Annotated in this window: 18 protein-coding genes; 17 read left to right on the forward strand and 1 reads right to left on the reverse strand. The window is 66.8% G+C overall.

The features are described from left to right. Positions 1-148 precede the first annotated feature (148 nt). The 13 genes from PHP91_RS03875 to PHP91_RS03935 all read left to right on the forward strand — a co-directional run bounded on the left by PHP91_RS03875 (position 149) and on the right by PHP91_RS03935 (position 17,042). Complete coding sequence (locus tag PHP91_RS03875; RefSeq protein WP_300137204.1) at positions 149-1,048, forward strand: phosphate/phosphite/phosphonate ABC transporter substrate-binding protein; 900 nt, start codon at positions 149-151, stop codon at positions 1,046-1,048. Between the two features lie 9 nt (positions 1,049-1,057). Then, entirely contained in the window at positions 1,058-3,148 is a 2,091-nt protein-coding gene (locus tag PHP91_RS03880) for an ATP-binding protein (RefSeq protein ID WP_300137140.1), read from the forward strand. 11 nt (positions 3,149-3,159) lie between these two features. After that, positions 3,160-3,519 (forward strand): response regulator, encoded by a 360-nt coding sequence (locus PHP91_RS03885; RefSeq protein WP_300137143.1) that lies wholly within the window; start codon positions 3,160-3,162, stop codon positions 3,517-3,519. A 3-nt stretch (positions 3,520-3,522) separates the two neighbouring features. After that, complete coding sequence (locus PHP91_RS03890) at positions 3,523-5,967, forward strand: PEP/pyruvate-binding domain-containing protein (RefSeq protein ID WP_300137146.1); 2,445 nt, start codon at positions 3,523-3,525, stop codon at positions 5,965-5,967. After that, positions 5,967-7,049: a dual specificity protein phosphatase gene (locus tag PHP91_RS03895; RefSeq protein WP_300137206.1), complete on the forward strand. Its 1,083-nt coding sequence runs from the start codon at positions 5,967-5,969 to the stop codon at positions 7,047-7,049. The genes PHP91_RS03890 and PHP91_RS03895 overlap by 1 nt, the downstream gene beginning before the upstream one ends. An 18-nt stretch (positions 7,050-7,067) precedes the next feature. After that, the gene (locus tag PHP91_RS03900; RefSeq protein WP_300137149.1) at positions 7,068-9,476 is read left to right on the forward strand and encodes a DNA internalization-related competence protein ComEC/Rec2; all 2,409 of its coding nucleotides are present in this window, start codon (positions 7,068-7,070) and stop codon (positions 9,474-9,476) included. A gap of 107 nt (positions 9,477-9,583) precedes the next feature. Beyond that, positions 9,584-10,444 (forward strand): HDOD domain-containing protein, encoded by an 861-nt coding sequence (locus PHP91_RS03905; RefSeq protein ID WP_300137152.1) that lies wholly within the window; start codon positions 9,584-9,586, stop codon positions 10,442-10,444. Further along, complete coding sequence (locus PHP91_RS03910; protein WP_300137154.1) at positions 10,445-11,326, forward strand: MBL fold metallo-hydrolase; 882 nt, start codon at positions 10,445-10,447, stop codon at positions 11,324-11,326. Between the two features lie 90 nt (positions 11,327-11,416). Further along, positions 11,417-11,812: a response regulator gene (locus tag PHP91_RS03915; RefSeq protein ID WP_300137157.1), complete on the forward strand. Its 396-nt coding sequence runs from the start codon at positions 11,417-11,419 to the stop codon at positions 11,810-11,812. 171 nt (positions 11,813-11,983) lie between these two features. After that, complete coding sequence (ricT, locus tag PHP91_RS03920; protein WP_300137160.1) at positions 11,984-13,096, forward strand: regulatory iron-sulfur-containing complex subunit RicT; 1,113 nt, start codon at positions 11,984-11,986, stop codon at positions 13,094-13,096. A 38-nt stretch (positions 13,097-13,134) separates the two neighbouring features. Further along, a complete protein-coding gene (metG, locus tag PHP91_RS03925) occupies positions 13,135-15,108 on the forward strand; it encodes a methionine--tRNA ligase (protein ID WP_300137163.1) in 1,974 nt (657 codons plus the stop codon). Between the two features lie 222 nt (positions 15,109-15,330). Next, entirely contained in the window at positions 15,331-16,119 is a 789-nt protein-coding gene (locus tag PHP91_RS03930) for a hypothetical protein (RefSeq protein ID WP_300137166.1), read from the forward strand. Positions 16,120-16,259: 140 nt separating this feature from the next. Further along, a complete protein-coding gene (locus PHP91_RS03935; RefSeq protein ID WP_300137169.1) occupies positions 16,260-17,042 on the forward strand; it encodes a hypothetical protein in 783 nt (260 codons plus the stop codon). 76 nt (positions 17,043-17,118) lie between these two features. Here PHP91_RS03935 and PHP91_RS03940 read toward each other — a convergent pair whose 3' ends face one another. Further along, the gene (locus PHP91_RS03940; RefSeq protein WP_300137173.1) at positions 17,119-17,403 is read right to left on the reverse strand and encodes a FeoA family protein; all 285 of its coding nucleotides are present in this window, start codon (positions 17,401-17,403) and stop codon (positions 17,119-17,121) included. Between the two features lie 332 nt (positions 17,404-17,735). On the opposite strand from PHP91_RS03940, the gene carB reads away from it, so the two are divergent. Genes carB through PHP91_RS03960 form a run of 4 tightly spaced genes read left to right on the forward strand, consistent with a single transcriptional unit; the run spans position 17,736 to position 24,005 of the window. Next, positions 17,736-20,972, forward strand: a complete 3,237-nt coding sequence (carB, locus tag PHP91_RS03945) for a carbamoyl-phosphate synthase large subunit (RefSeq protein ID WP_300137176.1) — start codon at positions 17,736-17,738, stop codon at positions 20,970-20,972. A gap of 19 nt (positions 20,973-20,991) precedes the next feature. Continuing rightward, positions 20,992-22,407 (forward strand): amidophosphoribosyltransferase, encoded by a 1,416-nt coding sequence (gene purF / locus PHP91_RS03950; RefSeq protein WP_300137179.1) that lies wholly within the window; start codon positions 20,992-20,994, stop codon positions 22,405-22,407. 9 nt (positions 22,408-22,416) lie between these two features. Further along, positions 22,417-23,427 carry a KpsF/GutQ family sugar-phosphate isomerase gene (locus PHP91_RS03955; protein WP_300137182.1) on the forward strand — a complete coding sequence of 337 codons (1,011 nt, stop codon included), beginning with the start codon at positions 22,417-22,419 and terminating at the stop codon, positions 23,425-23,427. Positions 23,428-23,441: 14 nt separating this feature from the next. Then, positions 23,442-24,005 (forward strand): zinc/iron-chelating domain-containing protein, encoded by a 564-nt coding sequence (locus PHP91_RS03960; protein ID WP_300137185.1) that lies wholly within the window; start codon positions 23,442-23,444, stop codon positions 24,003-24,005.

Raw genomic sequence — 24,005 nt, forward strand, 5'->3', positions numbered from 1 at the left:
TGCCAAGGGGTAAGATAGGTTTGGACTACGGCGTGAAATTCTGTAGGGTAGGGAGACGTTCGAAAACGGGAGCGGAAGGAGACGGATGGTGGCGGCGACGGGCAAGGTCGGAAACGGATGGATGGGGCGGATCGCCCGGTGGGCGGGCATGGTCCTGCTCCTGGCGGCGGCCCTTTCCTGCGCCGGGTGCGGCGACGACGAGCCCGTGGTCAAGGTCGACCTGAACAAGCGCGAGCGGCTCATGGCTCCCAAGCCCCTGGAGGCCATCACCTACGCCTACCTGCCGCAGTACTCCCACACCATTTCCTTCCAGCGACATCGCGCCCTGCTCAAGTACCTGCGCACCGCCACCGGCCTGCCGCTCCGGCAGATTTTCCCGGACACCTTCGACGAGCACATCAAGATGGTGCAGCGCGGCGAGATCGACATTTCCTACTCCAACCCCTTCGTCTACCTCCAGTTGGCCAAGGTCGGGGCCACGGCCTTCGCCCGCAGCGTGGAGCCCTCGGGCAAGCCCGACTTCCGGGGGCAGGTCATCTGCCGTAGCGACAACCCGACCATCAAGTCCATCGCCGACTGCAAGGGCAAGCGCTGGATCGCCGTGGACCCGGGCTCGGCGGGCGGCTACCTCTTCCCCCTGGGCCTCTTCTACGACCACGGCATCCACCTGCACGACTTCGCCGAGGTGGATTTCGCTCCGGGGCCCGGCGGCAAGCAGGAGAAGGTCGTGCTGGCCGTCCATGCCGGGGCCTACGACATCGGCACCATCCGCAAGGGCACCCTGGACGTGGTGGCCCAGAAGATTCACCGCGACGACATCCGCATCCTGGCGGAGACGCGGCCGTACCCCGGCTGGGTCTACTCGGCCCGCCAGGGGCTGGACCCCGAGGTGATCCGGGCCGTGGCCAGCGCCATGTTCGCCCTGGACCCGGACAATCCGGACCAGGCCGCCATCCTCGGGGCCGCGGGCATGCGGCGCATCATCCCGGCGCGCGACGAGGACTACGAACCTGTACGCGAGCTCGTGGAAAAGCTCGGCATCCAGTAGGCGTCTCCCATGCGGTTCCTCTCCACCCTCAAGTTCCGGACCAAGCTCAACCTGGGCATCTGCTGCATCCTCGTGGTCATGGCGGTGCTGCTGCTGACCCTGGTGGGGAACATGAGCGCCAAGCTGCTCATCGAGGAGAACAAGAAGCGCGGCTCGGCACTGGCCCAGAGCTTGGCTGCCCGCGCCGTGGAGCCCATCCTGGCCCAGGACTTCCTGCGCCTCAAGAACATGGTGGACGAGCAGGTGGCCATGGGCGACGTGGTCTACGTCTTCGTCCAGAACAACCGGGGGCACGTCCTGGCCCATACCTTTCAGAAGGGGTTCCCCTTGGACCTCGTCAAGGCCAACGGGGTGGCGGACGGGGACACGGTCCACATCCAGCTCCTGGCCAACGGGGCCGAGCGCATCTACGATTTCGCCTCGCCGGTCAGGGTGGGCGTCGACCGGCTGGGCACGGTCCGCGTGGGCCTCTCCAAGACGCGCATCAACGCCAGCGTGCACCGGCAGTTGACCACCATGGCCGGGCTCTTTGCCGGGGCCCTGTTCCTGACCACCATCATGGGCACGCTCTTCGCCCGCCAGGTCACCCGGCGGCTGGCCACCCTGCGCGAGCACGCCGAGGCCATGCTCATGGGCAACCTGGACACCCAGTCCGGCCCGGACGTGGGCACCCACTGCTGGGAGCGGATGAAGTGCGGGCTCAAGTCCTGCCCGGCCTACGGCGACACGCGGCGGCGCTGCTGGTACATCGCCGGGACCCTCTGTCCGGACTGCGGGGACACCAAGATCGGCGACCGCCAATCCTCCTGCCAGCTTTGCCGCGTCTACCGCGAGAGCGCGGGGGACGAGCTCCAGGACCTGGCCGAGACCTTCGACGTCATGGCCATATCGCTCAAGACCCACATCGAGGAGCTGCGCTCGGCCGAACGCAGCCTGCGCGACCAGGAACGGCTCATGCGCACCATCCTCGACGCCACGCCGGACCGCGTCTCCCTGGTGGACACCACCATGCGCTACCAGGGCGCCAACCTGAGCTTCGCGGCGTCGGTGGGCATGGAGCTCTCAGAGCTCAAGGGCAAGACCGACTTCGACCTGTTCGAGGAGACCGTGGCCGAGGAGCGGCACATGGCCGCCCGCGACATCCTCCAGTCCGGCAGGCGGCTGGACACCCAGTTGCGTGTGGTCGAGGAGTCTGTCGAGCGTTGGTACCACGTGGTCTGCATCCCGGTGTACGAGGAGGACGGGCGCATCGGCGGCCTGCTCCGGACCGACCGCGACATCACCGACCTCAAGGGGTACGAGAAGCAGCTCATCCAGGCCCAGAAGATGGAATCCCTGGGTATGCTGGCCGGGGGCGTGGCCCACGAGATCAACACCCCGCTGGGCATCATCCTGGGCTATTCCCAGCTCCTGCAGGAGGACGTCAAGGAGGGCAGCCAGATCCACCAGGACCTGGGCATCATCGAGAAGCAGGCCAAGGTCTGCAAGAAGATCGTGGCCGACCTCCTCGGCTTCTCCCGACAGACAGACTCGGCCAAGCGCGAGATGTGCTTCAACAACTCGGTCATGGAGGCCGTGAGCCTGGTGCGCCACACCTTCAAGCTCGACCGGGTGGAGATCGTCACCGAGCTGGACGACCGCTTCCCGGTCATCTACGGCGACCCGGAAAAGCTCAAGCAGGTCTGGATCAACCTGCTCAACAACAGCCGCGACGCCATGCTGAGACGGGGCGGCGCCATCGTCATCCGCACCCGGCTGGACTCGCCCTCGGGCATCGTCTCCCTGTGGGTGGCGGACACGGGCGAGGGCATCCCGGCCGACAAGCTGGGCAAGATTTTCGATCCGTTCTACAGCACCAAGCCCGTTGGCCGGGGCACCGGCCTCGGGCTGTCCGTCTCGTTCGGGATCATCGAGGACCACGGCGGCCAGATCATGGCCACCAGCCCTGTCCCGGCGAGCTTCAACTTCCCCCTGTCCGCGGAGGGCGAGGAGCGGGGCCCGGGCACGCTGTTCGAGGTCGACCTGCCGCTCGACCATGCCGACACGGGGGAAAACACCAAGGCGAACAAGCCGGAAACGGGGGTTACCGGCAATGAATAAGGAGTGTTATCATGGCTCATATCATCGTATTGGACGACATCTCGGACGCCGGGATGCTGGTGAGGCGCATTCTGGAGCGCAAGGGACATCAGGTGACCGCCTTCACCGAGGAGGAGGACGCCCTGGAATTCGTCCGCAAGACGCCCGTGGACATGGCCATCCTCGACATCAAGCTCAAGAAGATGACCGGCGTCGAAGTGCTCGAGGAACTCAAGAAGGAGCGGCCGGGGATCAAGGCGATCATGCTCACCGGCTACCCCACCCTGGAGACAGCCAGGGACGCCCTGCGCCTGGGGGCCCAGGAGTACTGTGTGAAACCGATCAACAAGGATGAATTGGAGACCAAGGTCGCTGAAGTTCTCGGGGAGTAGTTCATGCATGTTAGTCAGCTCTTCAAGCACTGGACATACCAGGTCTTTTCGCCGGGCACCCTGCTGAGGCGAAAGTACGAGGCCTTCAAGTCGCTGCTCAGGCACGACGCCATCGCGCTGGAGCTCATCGCCGATCTGGAGGAGCTCTTCTACGGCGAGGTCCTGGCCGACCGGCAGCGGGCCAACTGGCTGGCCGCCCGGCTGTCCAAGTCCGTGAAGACCATGGCCGGTCAGCTCGTGGAGATGAATCCGTCGAAATTCATGGATCTGCCGGAGTATTTCCGGAAGATCGACTTTTACGTGCGCATGGCCCTGGAGCTGGAGCAGCCCGAGGTCGGCCCGCCGTACATCCTCTCCCTGGGGGACGCCGCGGCCATGCCCCGGCTGGCGGGGGGCAAGGCCTCCAACCTGGGCCGCGTGCTCGGGGTGGGGGGCGTGCCCGTGCCGCCGGGTTTCGTCATCACGGCCAACGCCTTCAACTACCTGGTGGACTACAACGAGCTGGGCGCGGAAATCGAAAGCCGCCTCCGGCAGATGGTGGTGGGCGACCGGAATCTCCTGGCCGGGCTGACCGCCGAGATGCAGGAGCTGATCCTGGCCGCCGAGGTGCCCGAGGAAATAGCCCGGGGCATCCGCTTCGCCGTGTCCGAGATCATCGAGGACGACGACGCCCTTATCGCCGTGCGCTCCAGCGCCCTGGCCGAGGACGGCGAAATCTCGTTCGCCGGGCAGTACGCCAGCGAGCTGAACGTTCAGCCCAACGACGTGCTGGAGGCGTACAAGCGCGTGCTGGCTGGCAAGTATTGTCCGCGCGCCGTGTCCTACCGCATCTCCAACGGCCTGACGGACGCGGACACGGCCATGGCCATCCTGGTCATCCCCATGGTGGACGCCGACAACGCGGGCGTGGTCTATTCCATGGACCCGGACTGCCACGGCCGGGACGCCATCGGCGTCTACGGCGTGCGCGGCCTGGGCGACCGGCTGGTGGACGGCTCGGCCTCGCCCGCCAAGGCCGTGCTGACCCGCGAGGTCGAGCCCCGACTGGCCGAGGGATGCACCCCGGACGAAGGCGGGCTGCCGAGTGAGACGACCCTGTGCGAACTGGGGCGGCTGGCCATGAAGCTGGAGAAGGCTCTGGGCGGCCCCCAGGACATCGAGTGGGCCGAGGATGTCACCGGCCGCCTCTTCATCCTCCAGACGCGGCCCCTCCAACTGGAGCGGGACAAGGCGGCCGAGGAGCACGCCCCGGTGGCGGCCGTTCCCCTGGCCGAGGGGTTCGAGCGCGCCTCGGCTGGCGCGGGCTGCGGCGAGATCTACTACGCCCCCACCGGCGCGGAGATCGCCCGCATCCCGGACGGCGCGGTGGTGGTCACGCCCACCCTCAAACCGTCGCTTTTGACCTTCATCGGCAACATGAGCGGGGTCATCTCGCGTACGGGCAGCCGGGCCAGCCATTTCGCCTCCGTGGCCCGCGAGTACGGCGTGCCTGTGCTGGTGGGCGAGCTGGACCCGCCGCTGGCCCCCGGCAGGCTGGTCACGGTGGACGGCTCCACCGGCACCATCCACGACGGATGCATGGAGTCCATCCTGACCCGCTCCCGCGAGGGCGGGCGGGTCTCGGGCCGGGTGCTCAAGCAGTATGAGAAGGTCGTGCCGCTGACGGTCAGGCTCAACCTGACCGACCCGAGGGCCGACAACTTCACCCCCGAGGGATGCCGGTCCATGCACGACGTGGTCCGGTTCTGCCATGAGAAGAGCGTGGGCGAGATGTTCTCCCTGGTGGACCGCAAGGGGCGCGGCATGGGCGCGGCCCGGCGGCTCAAGACCCACCTGCCGCTGGTCATGTATCTCCTGGATCTGGGCGAGGGCCTCTTCCCCACCGCGGCAGACGGCAAGCTGGTGGAGGCGGCGGACATCAAGAGCCGCCCCATGTGGGCCCTTTGGTACGGGCTTTCGGACGGCCGGGTCAAATGGCCCAACACCCTGACCCACATGGACTGGGAGGAGTTCGACAAGATGTCCGGCGGCATCTTCAGCTTCGACTCCAAGCTCCTCGCCAGCTACGGCCTCATCAGCGAGGACTACCTCCACCTGATGATCCGCTTCGGCTACCACTTCTCGGTGGTGGACTCCATCTGCGGGCCGGACGACGGGGCCAACTACATCAACTTCCGCTTCAAGGGCGGCGGGGCCGGGTTCGACCAGCGGCTGCTGCGCCTTCTGTTCATTCAGCGCGTGCTGGAGCGGTACGGGTTCGAAACCGCCACCCGGGGCGACATGATCGACGCCAAGGTCGGGCGCATGAGCGAGAACGAGACCCGGCGGCTGCTGGCCCGCCTGGGCTACCTGATGGCCGTGACCCGGCTCATGGACATGCGCATGGACGACGAGGATCAGGTGGAGGCCGAGGTGGAGCGGTTCATGACGGAAGCGGAGAACAGATGATGCTGTGCAAGGATAAGCCCGCCTACCAGGTGACCTGGGTCACGGACCAGCTCGGCGTGGGCCAGGCGCCCATGAGCTATCCCCAGCTCGACGCCATCCGCGCCCAGGGCGTGGACGCCATCCTCAACCTGTGCGGCGAGTTCTGCGACCTGCACGAGATCGAGGCGGACGCCGGGTTCGAGGTGCACTACCTGCCGCTCAACGACGAGGAGGCCCCGAGCCTCATCGAGCTGGAAAAGGCCCTGTCCTGGCTGGACGAGGCCATCTACCTGGGCAAGAAGGTGCTCATCCACTGCCGCCACGGCATCGGCCGCACCGGCACGGTGCTCAACGCCTACCTCCTGCGGCGCGGGCTGGGCCACAAGCTGGCCGGGCGCGCCCTCAAGAAGCTCAAGAGCAAGCCCGCCAACTTCGTCCAGTGGCGCACGGTGCGCAACTACGGCAAGCAGTCCGGTCGGCTGACCGTGCGCGAGCCGTCACTGGAGTTCAAGCGGCTGGTGGACCTTTCGCCGTTCTTCAACGACTACGCAGAGCTCGTCCAGCGCGCCAACGAGCGCATGGGCGACTCCCTCAAGGGCAGGGCGTGCGGCCTGGACAACGTCCAGTGCTGCTCCACGCCGGTCCGGCTTACCCTGGTGGAGGCCGTGCACCTGACCCACTCCATCAACAAGGTCCTGGACAGCGACGCCCGCGTGGCCCTCATCGAGCGGGCCGTGGATGTCGCCCTCAAGGAGCGCCAAGCCGTGCACGACCTGGGCGAGGCCGGGGAGAACACCGAGTACTGCCTGTCCGAGGCCGGGACCGTCTGTCCCCTGCTTGAGGCAGGGCGGTGCCGCCTCTTCGACTGCCGCCCGCTTCAGTGCCGGACCTTCGGGCTGGAGGAGGCCGGCGGCGACGTCCTGTGGCGCGAGATGCTGACCCCGGCCCTGGACAAGATTTCCGCCGAGATATGGTTCGCCTACACCGGCTCCATGGGGACCGAGAGCCTGCCGCACTTTCCCCTGCCGGACGTGGTCTCCGGCAAGTTCATGGAGACCGTGTTCAAGATCATGATGCAGCAGGGACTGGCCAAGAGCGCCTAGCGGGCAGGGGAAGCACCCGTGACCGAACGCCGCGTGCACCGCCCCGCGCGTCCCGCCGCCGGGCTGCTGCCGTGGCAGAGCCTGTTTCTCGCCTTTGTCCTGGGCGTCCTGGCCCTGCGTTTTTCCGCCCCCTCCCTCGGCGCGCTGGCCGTGCTCCTGCTGGCCGACGCGACCCTGCGCGGCCGGGCGCACCGGCTGCCGCTCCTGGCCTTCGCCGTCTGTTTCGCCTTCGGCTACGGTTACGCCGCCCAGCGCGCGCCGGCCCCCGCGCCGGTCCCGGCCTGGATGGAGACGCGCCGTCCCGTCGGGCTTTCCGCCGTGGTGGACCGGGCCGAGCCCCTGAGCGATCACCGGCTGCGCGTGGTCCTGCGCGACCTGCGCTGCCGCGTGGACGGAGAGGAGGTCGCGCTCCCCGGTGAACTGGCCTGGAACTGGCGCTATCCCGACACCGCTCCCGAACCGGGGCAGACCCTGGACGTCGCAGCCTTCCGCGTGGTCCCGGTGCGCAGCTTCGGCAACCCCGGTTCGTGGGACTACGCCTGGTACTGGCGGCGGCAGGGCGTGCTCTGGCGCGGCTGGCCGTCTGGGAACGCGGTCCTTGCCTGGGGAGCGCCGCCGAACGGCCCACTCCACGCCCTCAAGCATCGGCTGCGCGCGGGCGTGGCCGCCGGAGTTCCCGACACGCCGGGCGGGGGCATGGTCCGCGCCCTGGCCACCGGCGACCGCTCCGCCCTTGGCGACGACCTCCTGGACATGACCCGCAGCGCCGGGCTGGCCCACACCCTGGCCTTGTCCGGCCTGCACGTGGGCTTCGTGGCCGCCATCGGGTTCGGCCTGGCCTGGCTGGTCGGCCGGTTGTGGCCGGGGCTGCTCCTGACCGTGCCGCGCCCGAAGCTGGGCGTGCTCCTGGCCGCGCCCCTGGTGCTGGGCTACGCCTGGCTCGGCCAGCCGTCAGCCTCCCTGCTGCGCGCGGCGGTCATGTTCGGGGCCTGGGGCGTCCTGCTCTGGCAGGGGCGCTCCCGCGTCCTCCTGGACGGCCTCTTCTTCGCCCTGGCGGCCATCATCCTGGTTGCGCCTCTGTCCGTCTACGACCTCAGCCTGGAGATGTCCGCAACGGCAGTGGCCGGGATCGGCCTGCTGCTGCCCCGGCTGAACCGCCTGCCCGGGACCGGCGGGCGGGGCTGGCTCAGGCCTCTCCGCTGGGCCTGGGGCGTGCTGGCCGTGTCGCTGAGCGCCATCCTGGCGCTGCTGCCCCTGACCACCTGGTATTTCGGCTCCTTCAGCCCGGATTTTCTGCTCAACCTGCTTTGGCTGCCGGTCCTGGGCTGCGCGGTCATGCCCCTGAGCCTCGCGGGCATGGCCCTTTCGGCTCTGCCGGGGACCGCCCCGGCCGGGGGCGCGCTCCTGCATCTGGCCGCCGCCTGCGCCGACGGGCTCATCGCGTTTCTCGGAGCCGCGTCCTCGGCCGGGCTGACCCCGGTCCTGGCCGCGCTCCGTCCCCTGTGGCCGGAGATGCTCGGGTTCGCGCTGCTCCTGGTCCTGGCGGCCGTGGGCCGGGCCCGGCGGGACGTCCGCCTCGGGCTGGCCGGGCTAGGGCTGCTCCTGCTGGCCGCGCCGCACCTGTGGGTCATGGGACAGGACAGCCGGGACCGCGTCACCCTGACCCTGCTGGACGTGGGGCAGGGGCAGTCCGCGCTCATCGCCGCGCCCGGCGGCCGCCGCTGGCTGGTGGACGGCGGCGGGGGCTTCGCCCGGTTCGACCTGGGCGAGGCGGTGGTCGGGCCCGCCCTGGCCTGGGGGCGGCCGCCCCGGATCGAGGGCGTATTCATGAGCCATCCGGACGTGGACCACAGCCACGGCCTGCCGTTCATCCTCTCCCGGTTTCGGACCAATGCCTTTTATACCAACGGGATGCTGCCGCGCGGACTGACCGGCGAACGCATGGCCCGCGTCCTGGCCGGCCGTGGGATCGTCCCCGAGCCCCTGGCCGCCGGGGATTCGGTGCGCCTGGATGGCGACACGGTTCTCGATGTGCTGCATCCGGCCCCGGATTTCGGCTCCGCCCGCGCCAACGAGCGGTCCTTGGTCCTGCGTCTGGTCCGCCGGGGCAAGGGGCTGGCCCTGCTGCCGGGCGACGTGGAGCGGGAAGGGGAGGGCGCGTTTCTCGCTCCGGGCGGGAACGTCTCGGCCGAGGTCCTGGTCCTGCCGCACCACGGCAGCCGGACGAGCCGGTCGCCCGAGCTGTACCGGCGGGTCGCGCCCGAGGCTGCCTTGTGCTCCACCGGCTACCTCAACCGCTACGGCTTTCCGCACGCCGAGGTCATGGGGAGCGTGGGCGCGCCGGTGTGCGACACCGCGACGCACGGGGCGGTCTCCGCGGTCTGGGATGCCGACAATCGCCTGACATTGCGCGTCTTCCGGCCGTAACCCGCTTGCCAAATTCGTCTATTCCTGCAATAAGGCGAAAGGTATGACCCGAGGCGGACAGGCCTGGCGTCTCGGGGCCCCAGCACCTTTATCCCACCGTGTGACCGATGCAGGACGTCAAGAAAAAGCTGTTGACCGCCGTCGAGAAGATGCCCGCCTTTCCCAAGAGCGTGCATCAGGTCCTCAAGCTCGCCTCGGACATCAACTGCCCGCAGAAGGAGCTGGTGGAGGTCATCAAGCGCGATCCCGTCTTCACCCTCAAGATTCTCCGCCTGGTCAACTCTGCCTATTTCGGCCTGGCGCGGGAGATCACGTCCATCAACCACGCCTCGGTCTACCTCGGGCTGAACACCCTCAAGAACGTGGCCCTCGGGCTGGCCGCCGTGGGGGCCATTCCGAAGGCCAACGTGGCCGGGCTGGACATGGGGGCCTTCTGGCTCCATTCCCTGGCCGTGGCCACGGCCACCCGGATGCTCGGCTCCATGCTCGGCGTCTCGCGCGACGAGGCGGCGGACTATTTCGCGGCCGGGCTGCTGCACGACATCGGCAAGGTGGTCTTCGCCCTGTACATGCCCGTCGAATTCCAGCAGGCCCTGGCCCGCGCGGCCGAGGACAACTCCCCCCTGCACGAGGCCGAGGCCGAGTCCCTGGGGGCCACCCATGCGGACATCGGCGCGCTCCTGGCCGAGAAGTGGAACCTGCCCGGACCGCTGCGCAATGCCATCGAGCGCCACCACGATGTGGGCGAGGGCGGCCGCTCCCAACTGGTGGACTGCGTGTTCGCCGCCAACCAGATCAGCAAGAAGCTCGCCTTTGGCGCGGCCGGTGATTTTTCGTCCACGCCGTTGCCTCCCGGCGTCGAGGCGCGCTTCGCCCTCGACCTGGAGGGGCTCATCAAGGAGATGCCCACCCTGGACGAAGAGGTGGAGCATGCCCGGATTTTCATCAAGCTCGGGGAGGCCTCCTAGATGCGCTTCAGGTTTCGCGGCACGCGGGGGTCGCTGCCCGCGCCGGGGCCGGACACCGTCCGGTACGGCGGCAACACCACCTGCATCGAGGTCCGGTCCGACGCGGGCGGGCTCCTCGTCCTGGACGCCGGAACCGGCATCCGTGAACTCGGCCTGGACGAGGCCCGGCGGATGCCCATCGACTGTCACGTCTTCATTTCCCACACCCACTGGGACCACATCCAGGGGCTGCCGTTCTTCGTGCCGCTGTTCGTGCCCGGCAACCGGATCACCATCTACGGCCCGCCCGATCCCCTGACCATGACCGGCATCGAGGCTGTGCTGACCAAGCAGATGGAGTATCCGCACTTTCCGGTCCGCGCGGCCGAACTCCTGGCCGACATCGACTACGAGACCCTGCGCGACGGCCAGGTCGTGGACCTCGGTTTCGCCACGGTGTCCAACATGCTCATGAACCACCCGGCCATGGATTTCGGCTTCAAGGTGGCCTGCGACGGCAAGACGCTGTTCTTCACCGGCGACCACGAGCCGTTCTATAATATTTACGAGCCCGGCGACGAGGACTATGCGGACTACGGCAAGATCGTGGACGAGCGCAACCGGGCCATCACGGAATTTCTGCGGGGCGTGGACGCCTTCATCATCGATGCGCAGTACACCGAGGAGGAATACGCCACCCGGCGGGGCTGGGGCCATTCCACCTTCGAACGGGCGCTCGCCCTGGCCGAGGAGGCCGGGGTGGGACGAGTGTACCTGACCCATCACGAGACCACCCGGACGGACGCCGAGGTGGACGCGATCCTCGACCGGCTGAAACGGGAGTGGGCGGACCGTCGGGTGCGATTCGACATGGCGCGGGAAGGGGAAACCGTGGAGGTGTGACGGCGGCCTGGCGCCGGTCCCCCGGAAGCGACAATGCGTTTGCCAAGTCGCGGCCGGAGGGGGTATGGAAAATGACAGGTGGAGGATGCGATGAAAGCGTTGATCGTGGATGACGATTTTTACAGCCGGAACATGATCCATGAAATTCTCAGGTCGGTGGCCCACTGCGACATCGCCGTCAACGGCGAGGAAGCCATCGAGGCCTTCCGCCGGGCGCTCATGCAGGGCGAGCCCTACCACCTGATCTGTCTCGATCTGCTCATGCCCGAGCTGGACGGCCAGCAGGCCCTGCGCGAGATCCGGGCCATCGAGAAGGAGTGCGACGTACCCATGCAGTCCGAGGTCAAGGTGGTGGTCACCACCATGCTCGACGACGAGCAGGAGACCCACGACGCCTTTTTCCTGGGGGGAGCCACCTCCTACCTGGTCAAACCCATCGACGAGGACAAGCTCCTGGGCGAGGTGAAGAGCCTCGGGCTGATCTAGCCGCACCGCCCATTGCATCCGGAAGGCCGGACGGCGACCCGCGGGGTTCCTGTCCGGCTTGCTTGCGCTCACGCCATTTGCCCCTGGCGCGGTTTTCTAATATGTTCTTTTTTTTTGCGACACTTTCTCCCCCCCGCCCGGCGGGGGTCTGCATATGCGGGATAACCGAAAATGAGCCAAATACTCGGTGTTAAATTCAACGATTACGGGCAGGTGTATTACTTCGCTTCCGGAGCCTTCGTGGTTCGGGAAGGGCAGCACGTCATCGTCAAGACGGACCAGGGCATGGGGCTTGGCAAGGTCATCCTCACCCGCCAGGCGCCGCTGGAAGTGGATACGGACGACGAGGAGGGCTACAAGCCCATCTATCGCCTGGCCAACGAGAAGGACCTGGAGTCCGTGGCCGAGAACGAGGCCCTGTCGAGGGACGCCTTCACCTTTTGCCGCAAGTGCGTGTCCCGGCTCAAGCTGGGCATGAAGCTGGTGGACGTGGAGGTCTTTTTCGACCGCTCCAAGATGATCTTCTACTTCACCGCGCCCGGCCGGATCGACTTCCGCGAGCTCATCAAGGATCTGGTTCGTGAATACCGCACCCGCATCGAGCTGCGGCAGATCGGCGTGCGCCACGAGACCCAGATGCTCGGGGCCATCGGCAACTGCGGCCAGATGTGCTGCTGCCGCCGGTTCATGCGCAAGTTTGTGCCCGTGACCATCAAGATGGCCAAGGAGCAGAATCTCTTCCTGAATCCGACAAAGATTTCAGGCATCTGCGGCCGCCTGCTCTGCTGCCTCAGCTTCGAGCAGAAGGGGTACGAGGAGTTCCACCGCATGTGTCCGCGCGTGGGCAAGAAGTACACCACCGCCATCGGGCCGGTGAAGGTGCTGCGCTCCAACTTCTTCAAGAAGTCGCTGTCCGTGCTCATGGAGAACTTTGACGAGCGGGAGGTTTCCATTGACGAATGGAATGAAATAGTTAACAAGCCGCCCAACGAGGAGGCCATGGCCGAGGTCCGCGCCCAGTCGCAGCGCATGCGCAGGGGAGGGCGGCGTGCCATGGCTCCGGAACCGGCCAGGGAAATCGAATCGTCCGAGGCGTGGATCGACGCCGAGGACGAATACGAAGGGGACCCGGTCGATGCGCCGGATGTTGATGACCGGGACGACCTGCAGGAGCAGGATTCCCGAAAGGGCCGTTCCGCCCGTCCCGCGGACGAGGGGGACGACGACAGGTCCAGGAAGGCGCGCCGCCCGCGCAGGCGTCGGCGCAAACCGCCGAGGAAGTAAATGGACCGGGGTGGACCACCCGGCAAGGAGAGTTCGGTTTGGACAGGTTTTACATCACCACGCCCATATACTACGTCAACGCGAAACCCCACCTGGGACACGCGTATACCACGACGGTGGCGGATGCCGTCACCCGGTTTCACAAGCTCATGGGCGCGGAAACGTATTTTCTGACGGGAACGGATGAACACGGCGACAAGATCGTCAAGGCCGCCGAGGCCAACGGGCAGTCGCCCCAGGAATACGTGGACGCCATCAGCGCCCGGTTCCGCGATCTGCTGCCCGAGATGCACATCTCGAACAATGACTTCATCCGCACCACGGAGCCCCGCCACGTCAAGGTGGTCCAGGAGATCCTCCAGAAGGTCTTCGACGCGGGCGACATCTATTTCGGCGAGTACGGCGGCCACTACTGCTTCGGCTGCGAGCGGTTCTACACCGAGAAGGAGCTGGTGGACGGCAAGTGCCCGGACCACCAGACCGTGCCCGAGTACATCGCGGAGAAGAACTACTTCTTCCGCATGTCCAAGTATCAGGACTGGCTCCGGGACCACATCAGGAAAAATCCGGACTTCATCCGTCCCGAGAGCTATAAGAACGAGGTCCTGAGCCTGCTGGAATCCGGCGAGCTGGAGGACCTGTGCATCTCCCGGCCCAAGTCCCGCCTGACCTGGGGCATCGAGCTGCCCTTCGACAAGGACTACGTCACATACGTCTGGTTCGACGCGCTCATCAACTACGTCTCCGCCCTGGGCTACCCGGACGGCGACAAGTTCGCCCAGTTCTGGCCCCACGCCAACCACCTGGTGGCCAAGGACATCCTCAAGCCCCACGCCGTGTTCTGGCCTACCATGCTCAAGGCCGCGGGCATCGAGCCCTACCAGTCCCTCAACGTCCACGGCTACTGGCTGGTCAAGGACACCAAGATGTCCAAGTCCATCGGCAACGTCATCGAGCCGCTGGCCATGAAGGACACCTACGGCCTGGACGCCTTCCGCTATTTTCTGCTGCGCGACATGTCCTTCGGCCAGGATTCGAGCTTCTCCGAGGAGGCCCTGGTGGGCCGCCTCAACGCCGAGCTGGCCAACGACCTGGGCAACCTGTTCAACCGCACCCTGTCCATGACCCACAAGTACTTCGAGGGCAAGATCCCCCGGCCGGACGTGGAGGACATCGTGGACGCCGAGATCAAGAAGCTCGGCCAGCAGGCCATGGAGGCCTTCCAGGAGAACTTCTCGGACTTCAAATTCTCGCGCGGCCTGGAAGGGCTGTGGGAACTGGTGCGCGGCCTGAACAAGTACATCGACGCCACCGCGCCCTGGACCCTGTTCAAGGAGAAGAACACCGGCCGCCTCAAGACCGTGATCTACGTGCTGCTCGAAAACATGCGCAAGATCGCGGTGCACCTCTGGCCGGTCATGCCCGAGGCGAGCGAGAAGATGCTCGCCCAACTCGGCATCTCCTTCGACCCCGCCAAGGTCAACCTGCCCAAGGAGCTGGACGTGTGGGGGCTGCTGGAATCCGGCCACACCGTGGCCGAGACCTCCAATCTCTTCCCGCGCGTGGAGCTGCCCGAGGCCGCTCCCGAGCCCGAGGCCCCCAAAAAGGCCAAGAAGCCCGCCAAGGCCAAGGCGGAGAAAGCCAAGCCCGAGGAGGCCGCTCCGGCCGCTCCGGCCGAGGCGATTCCGGCCATCGAGTTCGAGGACTTCCAGAAGCTCGACCTGCGCGTGGGCACGGTGAAGGAGGCGGAGAAACACCCCGAGGCCGACCGGCTGCTCCTGGTCCGCGTGGACGTTGGCGAGGGCGAGCCGCGCCAGGTCGTGGCGGGCATCGCCGATTTCTTCCAGCCCGAGGATCTGGTGGGCCGCCAGGTGGTCATCGTGGCCAACCTCAAGCCGCGCAAGCTGCGCAAGCAGGTATCCCAGGGCATGATCCTGGCGGTCAAGAGCGGCGACGGCCTGCAACTGCTCACCCCCACCGCCGGGGTCGAACCCGGCAGCAAGGTCAGCTAGGCGCGACAGCAGACGAACATCGGGGCCGCTCCTTCGGGGGCGGCCTTTTTTGCGCCCGTCGACGGCACGGACGCCCGTTGTCCCGACATAAACGGCGGCCTTAGCTTCTTTGGAATTCTTATGATTTCTTGACGGGTTCCAATCGTCGCCCGGCAGCGGGCTTGCATTTTGCCCCGCATGGACACGTTCCGCGCCAACAAAGGGACGGTCCGAGGGGAAATCATGCCGATCACGTTTGCAATTCCCGGCCCGCGTCAGGAGCCGGAACAGGCCGTGGCTCCTTCCGCACCCACCATCCGCTGGATCGACGGGCGGGACGTGCCGAAGATCATCGCCGAGCTGGCGGGCGGCGAGGCCCGCTTCGTCCACTTCGAGGACCCGGCATTGTTTGCCGACCCGGCGAAGTGCCTCCAGCTCTGCGTGATGCTGCGCGAGCGGAAGATCAACATCCTCTGGAGCGCGCGGATGAGCGGCGAGTTCGGCGGCGGGCGGCTGCGGGTCATGCGCATGGCCGGGTGCCGCCGCATCGTGGCCGCCGTGGAGGACGACGTCCTGGTCGAGTTCCGGGAGCAGGCCCGGCTGTACGGGTTCGAGTACGTTTTCGTGCGGCCCGACGGCTCGGTCCTGGGGTCCTGGCAGGACGGCTACACCGTGGCCGAGCTGGAGGCCGTGGCCGCGCAACTGCCCGGCGTGCACGCGGTTCAGTTCGACCTGGCCGCGGCCTGCTTCAACGCGGGCCTCTACGACAAGGCCGCCGAGCCGCTGGCCAAGGCCGTGCGTCTCGGCTTCCCGGCCGGCGAACTGACCCTGCACCTGCTCGCCTGCCTGAAGGGGGCTGCGCAGTATCCGGAGGTGGCCGCCGGAAAGACCGTCCCGTCCGGGCCCGCCTCGCCCCACCCCGTGGCCCTGCGCAACCGCCGCCTGGTCCGCTCCTGGATGGAGGGCGGGGGAGGCGTCCGGGGCGCACGGCTGCTGCTCGACCCGGAAACCGAGGCGTTTCCCTCCTATTGAGCCGCAGCGCACGCGGGAGGAGGGCCGTCGGGCAGCGGGGGGCCTTTCGCGTCCCGGATGGCTTTGCCGTTGGCAGGCTCCTTGCAAATTCTCGTGCGGACCGGTCCGAGCGCCAAAAAACGGACGGTCCGGGGTGGAACATGCAAAGGAATTTCGCACTGGCCGGACCCGAGGGGAAAACGGGACCGGCGGACGATCCGTTTGCCCGCACGGTCCGCTGGACCGGTGACGGGAGCGTGGAGCGGGCCGTGGCCGCACTGGCCGGGGCCGACCTCCGCTGCGCGCATTTCGCGGACCCGGCGTTTTTCGCCGACGAGGCGCGGGGACTGAACCTGTGCCGACTCCTGCGGGAGCGGGTCAACCTGCTCTGGAGCGCCCGCCTGGCCGACGTGCCCGGCCGCGAACTCCTGCGCGCCATGCGGCTGGCCGGGTGCCAGCGCGTGGTGGTCTCCCGCGACGGCGAACCCGCCGCGGAGGAGATCCCCCGGCTGCGCGGTTTCGGGTTCGATTACGCCTTCGTCCCCTCCGACGGGGAGAAGGAGGCGGGGCACGCCGCCTACACCGTGGCCGAGCGCGAGGCTGTGGCCGGGGAGCTGCCCGGCCTGCACGCGGTCCAGTTCGACCTGGCCGTGGCCTATTTCAACGCCCGCCGCTACGGGGACGTGATGCGCCCGCTGGGCAAGGCCATGACCCTGCGCTTTCCGGCCAACGAGCTGTGCCTGAACCTGCTGGCCTGCCTGAGCGCTGCCCGCCACTACCCGGACGTGGCCGCCGGGCTGCTCATCCAGGCCGACTACGGCTGGCCCCACCCGGTGGTCATGCGCAACCGCCGCCTGCTGCGCTCCTGGCTGGAGAGCGGAGGCGACGTGCGGGGCGTCCGGCTGGTGCTGGAGGCCGAGGGGAGGGCTGTTCCCGCCCGCTGACGGAAGATTTGCGGCCCTGAAATGCGAAAAGCCGCTCCAATGGGGCGGCTTTTTCCGTGGCGAAAGGTCGAGGCGATCAGGACGCCCGGGCGCGGGACCCGTGGCAGCAGGTGCAGTGCGGCCCTTCGGGCGAGTCGTTTTCCACGGCCAGGATCTTGGCGGCCAGGCCGCAGCACAGGACCACGTCCGAACCCCGGACGCGGACGCGGCAGCCGGCGGGGCCGCCCCGGAGCACCTCAACGGGGCAGCCGGGGGTGAGTCCCATGGCGAGCATACGGGAGCGCGCGCCTCGCCCGCCGTCGATGTCGGCGATGCGGACCACGGTCCCTTCCGGAAATGATGTCAAAGGCTTCTTGGTCATATTCTCCCTCAAAGGTCGTGAAATTGAAAATAAGATTCAACATCGACGGTGTCAATGGGGAATGTGGGGCGATGCCGAGAATGTGGGGGAGGGGACATCCGGGATTCAATATCGTCGGTTTGTCCGGTGCGCCGCCGGACGGGCGGGGGAAAGCGATGCCCGCCGCTTCGGGCCGGGCCGGTTCCTGGCCCTCTTTTGCATTGCCTTTAGGACCGGATGCCGCTATGTAAACAGCTTGTCCGGCGGGTGGCGGCGTCGCCCGGCCAGTCCGTTGCTTTCAGCACGTTATCCGACCTGAAAAGATGCCGTAACCTTAACTCGTTCCATAAAACATGCCCAAACGCACAGACATCAAGAAGATCATGTTGATCGGGTCCGGTCCGATCGTCATCGGCCAGGCCTGCGAGTTCGACTACTCCGGCACCCAGGCGCTCAAGGCGCTCAAGGAGGAGGGGTACGAGGTCGTCCTGGTCAACTCCAACCCGGCCTCGATCATGACCGATCCGGAGCTGGCCGACGCCACCTACATAGAACCGATCACCCCGGAAACCGTGGCGAAGATCATCGAAAAAGAGCGTCCCGACGCTCTTTTGCCAACTTTGGGGGGACAGACGGGCCTCAACACCGCCCTGGCCGTGGCCGAGATGGGCGTGCTGGACAAGTTCAACGTCGAGCTCATCGGGGCCGACATCGACGTCATCAACAAGGCCGAGAGCCGCGAGGAGTTCCGCGCGGCCATGAAGAACATCGGCCTGCACATGCCCGAGTCCGGCATCTGCCGCTCCATGGACGACGTGCGCGAGTGGGGGCAGAAGATTCCCTTCCCGATCATCGTCCGGCCCGCCTACACCCTGGGCGGCTCCGGCGGCGGCGTGGCCTACAACATGGAGGAGCTGGAGCAGATCTGCTCCAACGGCCTGGCCCTGTCCATGAAGCATGAGATCATGCTGGAGCGCTCCATCCTCGGCTGGAAGGAATTCGAGCTGGAGGTCATGCGCGACAAGAAGGACAACTGCGTCATCATCTGCTCCATCGAGAACCTGGACCCCATGGGCGTGCACACCGGCGACTCCGTCACCGTGGCCCCGGCCCAGACCCTGACCGACGACGAGTACCAGAAGCTCCGCGACGCCTCCCTGGCCGTCATGCGCGAGATCGGCGTCGAGACCGGCGGCTCCAACGTCCAGTTCGCGGTCAACCCCGAGGACGGCGAGCTCATCATCATCGAGATGAACCCGCGCGTGTCCCGCTCCTCGGCCCTGGCCTCCAAGGCCACCGGGTTCCCCATCGCCAAGATCGCGGCCAAGCTGGCCGTGGGCTACACCCTGGACGAGATTCCCAACGACATCACCCGCGAGACCATGGCCTCCTTCGAGCCGGCCATCGACTACTGCGTGGTCAAGATACCCAGATTCACCTTCGAGAAGTTCCCCGGCACCGAGGACTACCTGACCACGGCCATGAAGTCCGTGGGCGAGACCATGGCCATCGGCCGCACCTTCAAGGAGGCGCTCCAGAAGGGCCTGCGCTCGCTCGAAACCGGCCACTCCGGCCTGGGCGAGCGGTTCCAGACCTGCGACATCGACAAGAGCGAGATCCTGCGTCTGCTCAGGCGGCCCAACTCCCAGCGCATCTTTGCGCTCCGGAACGCCATCCGCTGCGGCATGACCGAGGACGAGATTCACGAGGCCACCATGATCGACCGGTGGTTCCTGCGCCAGTTCGCCGACATCCTGGAGATGGAGCGCACGCTCATCGACTTCGGCAAGCGCGAGGGCGTGGACGCGGAGACCCCCGGCATGGCCGGGATGCTGCGCAAGGCCAAGGAGTACGGCTATTCCGACCCGCAACTGGCCGCCATGTGGAAGACGAGCGAGAGCGCCGTCCGCTCCATGCGCAAGGACCTGGGCGTCGTGCCGACCTACTACCTGGTGGACACCTGCGCGGCCGAGTTCGAGGCCTATACCCCGTACTATTACTCCACCTACGAGACCGGGGTGGAGAACACGCGCGACGACGTCAAGAAGGTCGTCATCCTGGGCGGCGGCCCCAACCGGATCGGCCAGGGCATCGAGTTCGACTACTGCTGCTGCCACTCCTCCTTCACCCTGAAGGAGCTGGGCGTGCAGTCCATCATGGTCAACTCCAACCCCGAGACCGTGTCCACCGACTACGACACGTCCGACAAGCTCTATTTCGAGCCGCTGACCTTCGAGGACGTGATGAACATCATCGAGTTCGAGAAGCCCGACGGCGTCATCGTCCAGTTCGGCGGCCAGACCCCGCTCAACCTCGCGGTCCGGCTGATGAACGCGGGCGTGCCGCTCATCGGCACCAGCCCGGACGCCATCGACCGCGCCGAGGACCGCGAGCGGTTCAAGCAGTTCCTGAACAAGCTGCACCTCAGGCAGCCGCCCAACGGCACGGCCATGTCCATGGTCGAGGCCCGCGAGGTGGCCGAGAAGATCGGCTTCCCGCTGGTGCTCAGGCCGTCCTACGTGCTCGGCGGACGCGGCATGGACATCGTCTACTCCATGGACGAGTTCGAACAGTACTTCCGCGAGTCGGCCCGGGTCTCGCCCGAGCACCCGACCCTCATCGACAAGTTCCTGGAGAACGCCGTGGAGGTGGACGTGGACGCCCTGGCCGACGGCGAGGACGTCTACATCGGCGGCGTCATGGAGCACATCGAGGAGGCGGGCATCCACTCCGGCGACTCCGCGTCCGTGCTGCCGCCCTACAGCCTGAGCGCCGAGCTGGTGCGCGAGATCGAGCGCCAGACCGTCGCCATGGCCAAGGAACTGTGCGTGGTCGGCCTGATGAACGTCCAGTTCGCCATCAAGGACGGCGAGGTCTACATCATCGAGGTCAACCCGCGCGCGTCGCGGACCGTGCCCTTCGTGTCCAAGGCCACCGGCGTGCCGCTGGCCAAGCTGGCCACGCGGGTCATGCTGGGCGAGAAGCTGAAGGACCTGAAGCCCTGGGCCCTGCGCAAGCGCGGGCACGTCTCGGTCAAGGAGTCCGTGTTCCCGTTCACCCGTTTCCCCAACGTGGACGTGCTGCTCGGCCCCGAGATGCGCTCCACCGGCGAGGTCATGGGCATCGACCCGAGCTTCGGGCTGGCCTACATGAAGTCCCAGTTGGCGGCGGGGCAGAAGCTGCCGAGGTCCGGCAACGTCTTCATCTCGGCCAACGATTGGGACAAGGCGAAGCTGGTGCTGGTGGCCAAGGATTTCGTGGACATGGGCTTCAAGGTCATGGCCACGGGCGGCACGGCCGATTTTCTGGAGGAAAAGGACGTGCCCGTGACCCGGGTGCACAAGGTCCACGAGGGCCAGCGCCCCCACGTGGTGGACCACATCAAGAACGGCGACATCCATCTGGTCATCAACACGCCCTCGGGCAAGAAGACCGTGGGCGACGCCAAGGTCATCCGCCAGAACGCGCTCCTGTACGACATTCCGTATACCACCACGGTGTCGGGCGCGCGGGCGGTGGTCCAGGCCATCCATGAATCGAAACAGACCGGGCTCAAGGTGGAGAGCCTGCAAAAGTACTACGGCGATTAGCCGCTGGACGGGAATCGGAATGAAAAAAGAGTATTGCGGATTGTTCGGCGTGTACGGCCACAAGGAGGCCGCGCGCATGACCTACTTCGGCCTCTATGCCCAGCAGCATCGCGGACAGGAGTCCGCGGGCATCGTCACCTGGGACGGCGAGAAGATCCGCGAGCAGAAGGGCATGGGGCTGGTGGCCGACGTCTTCAACGAACGGCACCTGGGCAAGGAACTCAAGGGCGAGATCGCCATCGGCCACATCCGTTACTCCACCACCGGCGCGTCGCTCATCCGCAACGCCCAGCCGTTTCTGGTCCGGCACGGCAACCTGCGCCTGGCCGTGGCCCACAACGGCAACCTGGTCAACACCTACGAGTTGCGCTCCGAGCTGGAGGCCAGCGGGTCCATCTTCCAGACGACCATGGACACAGAGGTCCTGGCCCACCTCATCATCAAGTACCTGAACGGGTCCGGCGACATCGAGGAGGCCATCGCCAAGGCGTGCAACAAGGTGCGCGGCGCCTTCTCCCTGCTCATCCTGGCCAACGACAAGCTCATCGCCATCAAGGACCCGTACGGGGTGCGCCCCCTGGGCCTCGGGCGGGTGGGCGACCGCTACGTCTTCGCCACCGAGACCTGCGCCTTCGACCTGATCGAGGCCGAGTACGTCCGTCCCGTGGAGCCGGGCGAGATGATCGTCATCCACAAGAACAAGATGACCAGCCGCCGCTACTGCGAGCCGCAGCCGCGCCGCCAGTGCATCTTCGAGCTGATCTATTTCGCCCGTCCGGATTCGAACATCTTCGGCGACGTGGTCTACGAGCGGCGCAAGGCCATGGGCGCCAAGCTGGCCGAGGAAGCCCCGGTGGACGCGGACTTCGTCATGCCGTTCCCGGACTCCGGCAACTACGCGGCCGTGGGCTATTCCCAGGTCTCGGGCGTGCCCCTGGAGCTGGCCATGATCCGCAACCACTACGTGGGCCGGACCTTCATCCAGCCCTCGCAGGACATGCGCGACTTCTCGGTGCGCGTGAAGCTCAACCCTGTGAAATCCATGGTCAAAGGCAAGCGCATCATCATCGTGGAGGACTCCATCGTGCGCGGCACGACCATTCGGGCGCGCGTCAAGAAGCTGCGCGAGCTGGGCGCGCGGGAGATTCACCTGCGGGTCAGTTGTCCGGCCATCCGCTTTCCCTGTTTCTACGGCATCGACTTTTCGAGCAAGGGCGAGCTCATCGCCGCCGCCCACAGCGAGGACGACATCGCGCGCTTCCTGGGCATCGAGTCCCTGCATTACCTGACCATTCCCGGTCTGCTCGACTCGGTTACGGCCGACGACGCCTGGTGTCTGGCCTGCTTTGACGGCAAGTATCCGATCCCGCTTTCCGACCGCCTGGGCAAGAACTGCCTGGAGGCCGCGCCCGGCATCATCAAGGAGTTCTGCTAGGGGGCCCGCATGAGCAAGACCGCAACCGATTGGCTCAAGCTCGCCCGCGAGGTGCTCGACATCGAGGCCGAAGGGCTGCTGGCCGTGCGCGGGCAGTTGGACGACCCCTTTGTCCGCGCCCTGACTCTGATGGCCGAATGCAAGGGGAGGGTGGTGGTCACCGGCGTGGGCAAGTCCGGGCTGGTGGGACGCAAGATCGCGGCCACCCTGTCCTCCACGGGCACCCCGTCCTTCTTCCTCCACCCGGTGGAGGGGGCGCACGGGGACATGGGGATGCTTCGCAGCGAGGACGTCATCCTGGCCATCTCCAACTCCGGCGGCACCGACGAGGTCAACAACATCATCCCGACGCTCAGGTCGCTGGGGGCCCCGGTCATCGCCATGACCTCCAACACGGCCTCGGCCATGGCCCAGCTCGCGGACCTGACCATCCAGGTCAAGGTCCCGCGCGAGGCCTGCCCCATGGGGCTGGCCCCCACCTCCAGCACCACGGCCCAATTGGCCGTGGGCGACGCCCTGGCCGTCTGCCTGATGGAGTGGAAGTCCTTTGACAAGGAGGCCTTCCGCAAGTTCCATCCGGGCGGCTCCCTGGGCCAGCGCCTGGCGGCCAGCGTGGACTCGCTGATGCACACCGACGGCCTGCCCGTGGTGGCGGACTCCGTGTCCTTCGCCGACGCCCTCAAGGTGCTCAACGCGGGCGGACTCGGCCTGGTGGCCATTGTGGACGGGACCAACGTCCTCAGGGGCGTGCTTTCCGACGGCGACGTGCGCCGAGAGGTCTGCTGCGGCCCCTTCGACACCAGCCGGCCCGTGACCGAGGTCATGACCGCCTCGCCCAAGCGGGCCACGGCGGGCGAGACCTCGGCCCGCGTCCTCGACATCATGGAGCACAACCAGATCACCGTGCTGCCCGTGGTCCGGGACAACGGCGAGCTGGCGGGCATGGTCCACCTGCACGACCTGCTCGGCAAGGGGGCGCTCAAATTCTCGAACGGCCACAACGAGGGAAGCGCCGGATAGCGGCGGGTGAACGCATGACGCCGACCCGGACCGACGATTCCGACGTTTGCCGCCGGTGTTCCCAGTTGGGGCCCACCTGCTGCCGTATCGCCATCGGCCAGGAGGACTTCTGCTTCCCCCTCTCCCAGATGGAGAAGGAGCGCATCCAGGAGCACGTCCCCTACACCGGCGGCTTCGCCCTGTCGCCCAACTCCCCCGCATTCATCAAGTTCGCCTGCCGGCTCTTCCCCGGCGAGGAGGACGAGGTGCGCGCGCTGTTTCCCGAGGGCAAGGAACATTTCCGGCTGGCCGTGGACTCCATGGGCGCATGCCGTTTCCTCGGCCCCCTGGGGTGCGAGGTTCCCCGCGAGGTGCGCCCTTATTTCTGCCGCCTTTATCCGCTGTGGATGGCCGGTTCGGAAGTCATCGTCTTCGATTCCACCACCTGCCTGGCGCGGCGCGAGTCGCGCTCGCTCGGGCAGATGTACCACGCCCTTGACACCAACCGGGCGACCGTAAAGGATCTTTACGGTCGGCTCCGGCTCGTCTGGGGACTGCCGCCCGCCAAGGGCGCGTCCAGGGTCAACAAAGGATTCTGA

Source organism: Pseudodesulfovibrio sp., assembly GCF_028692895.1.
In the GTDB taxonomy this organism is placed as follows: Bacteria; Desulfobacterota; Desulfovibrionia; order Desulfovibrionales; family Desulfovibrionaceae; genus Pseudodesulfovibrio.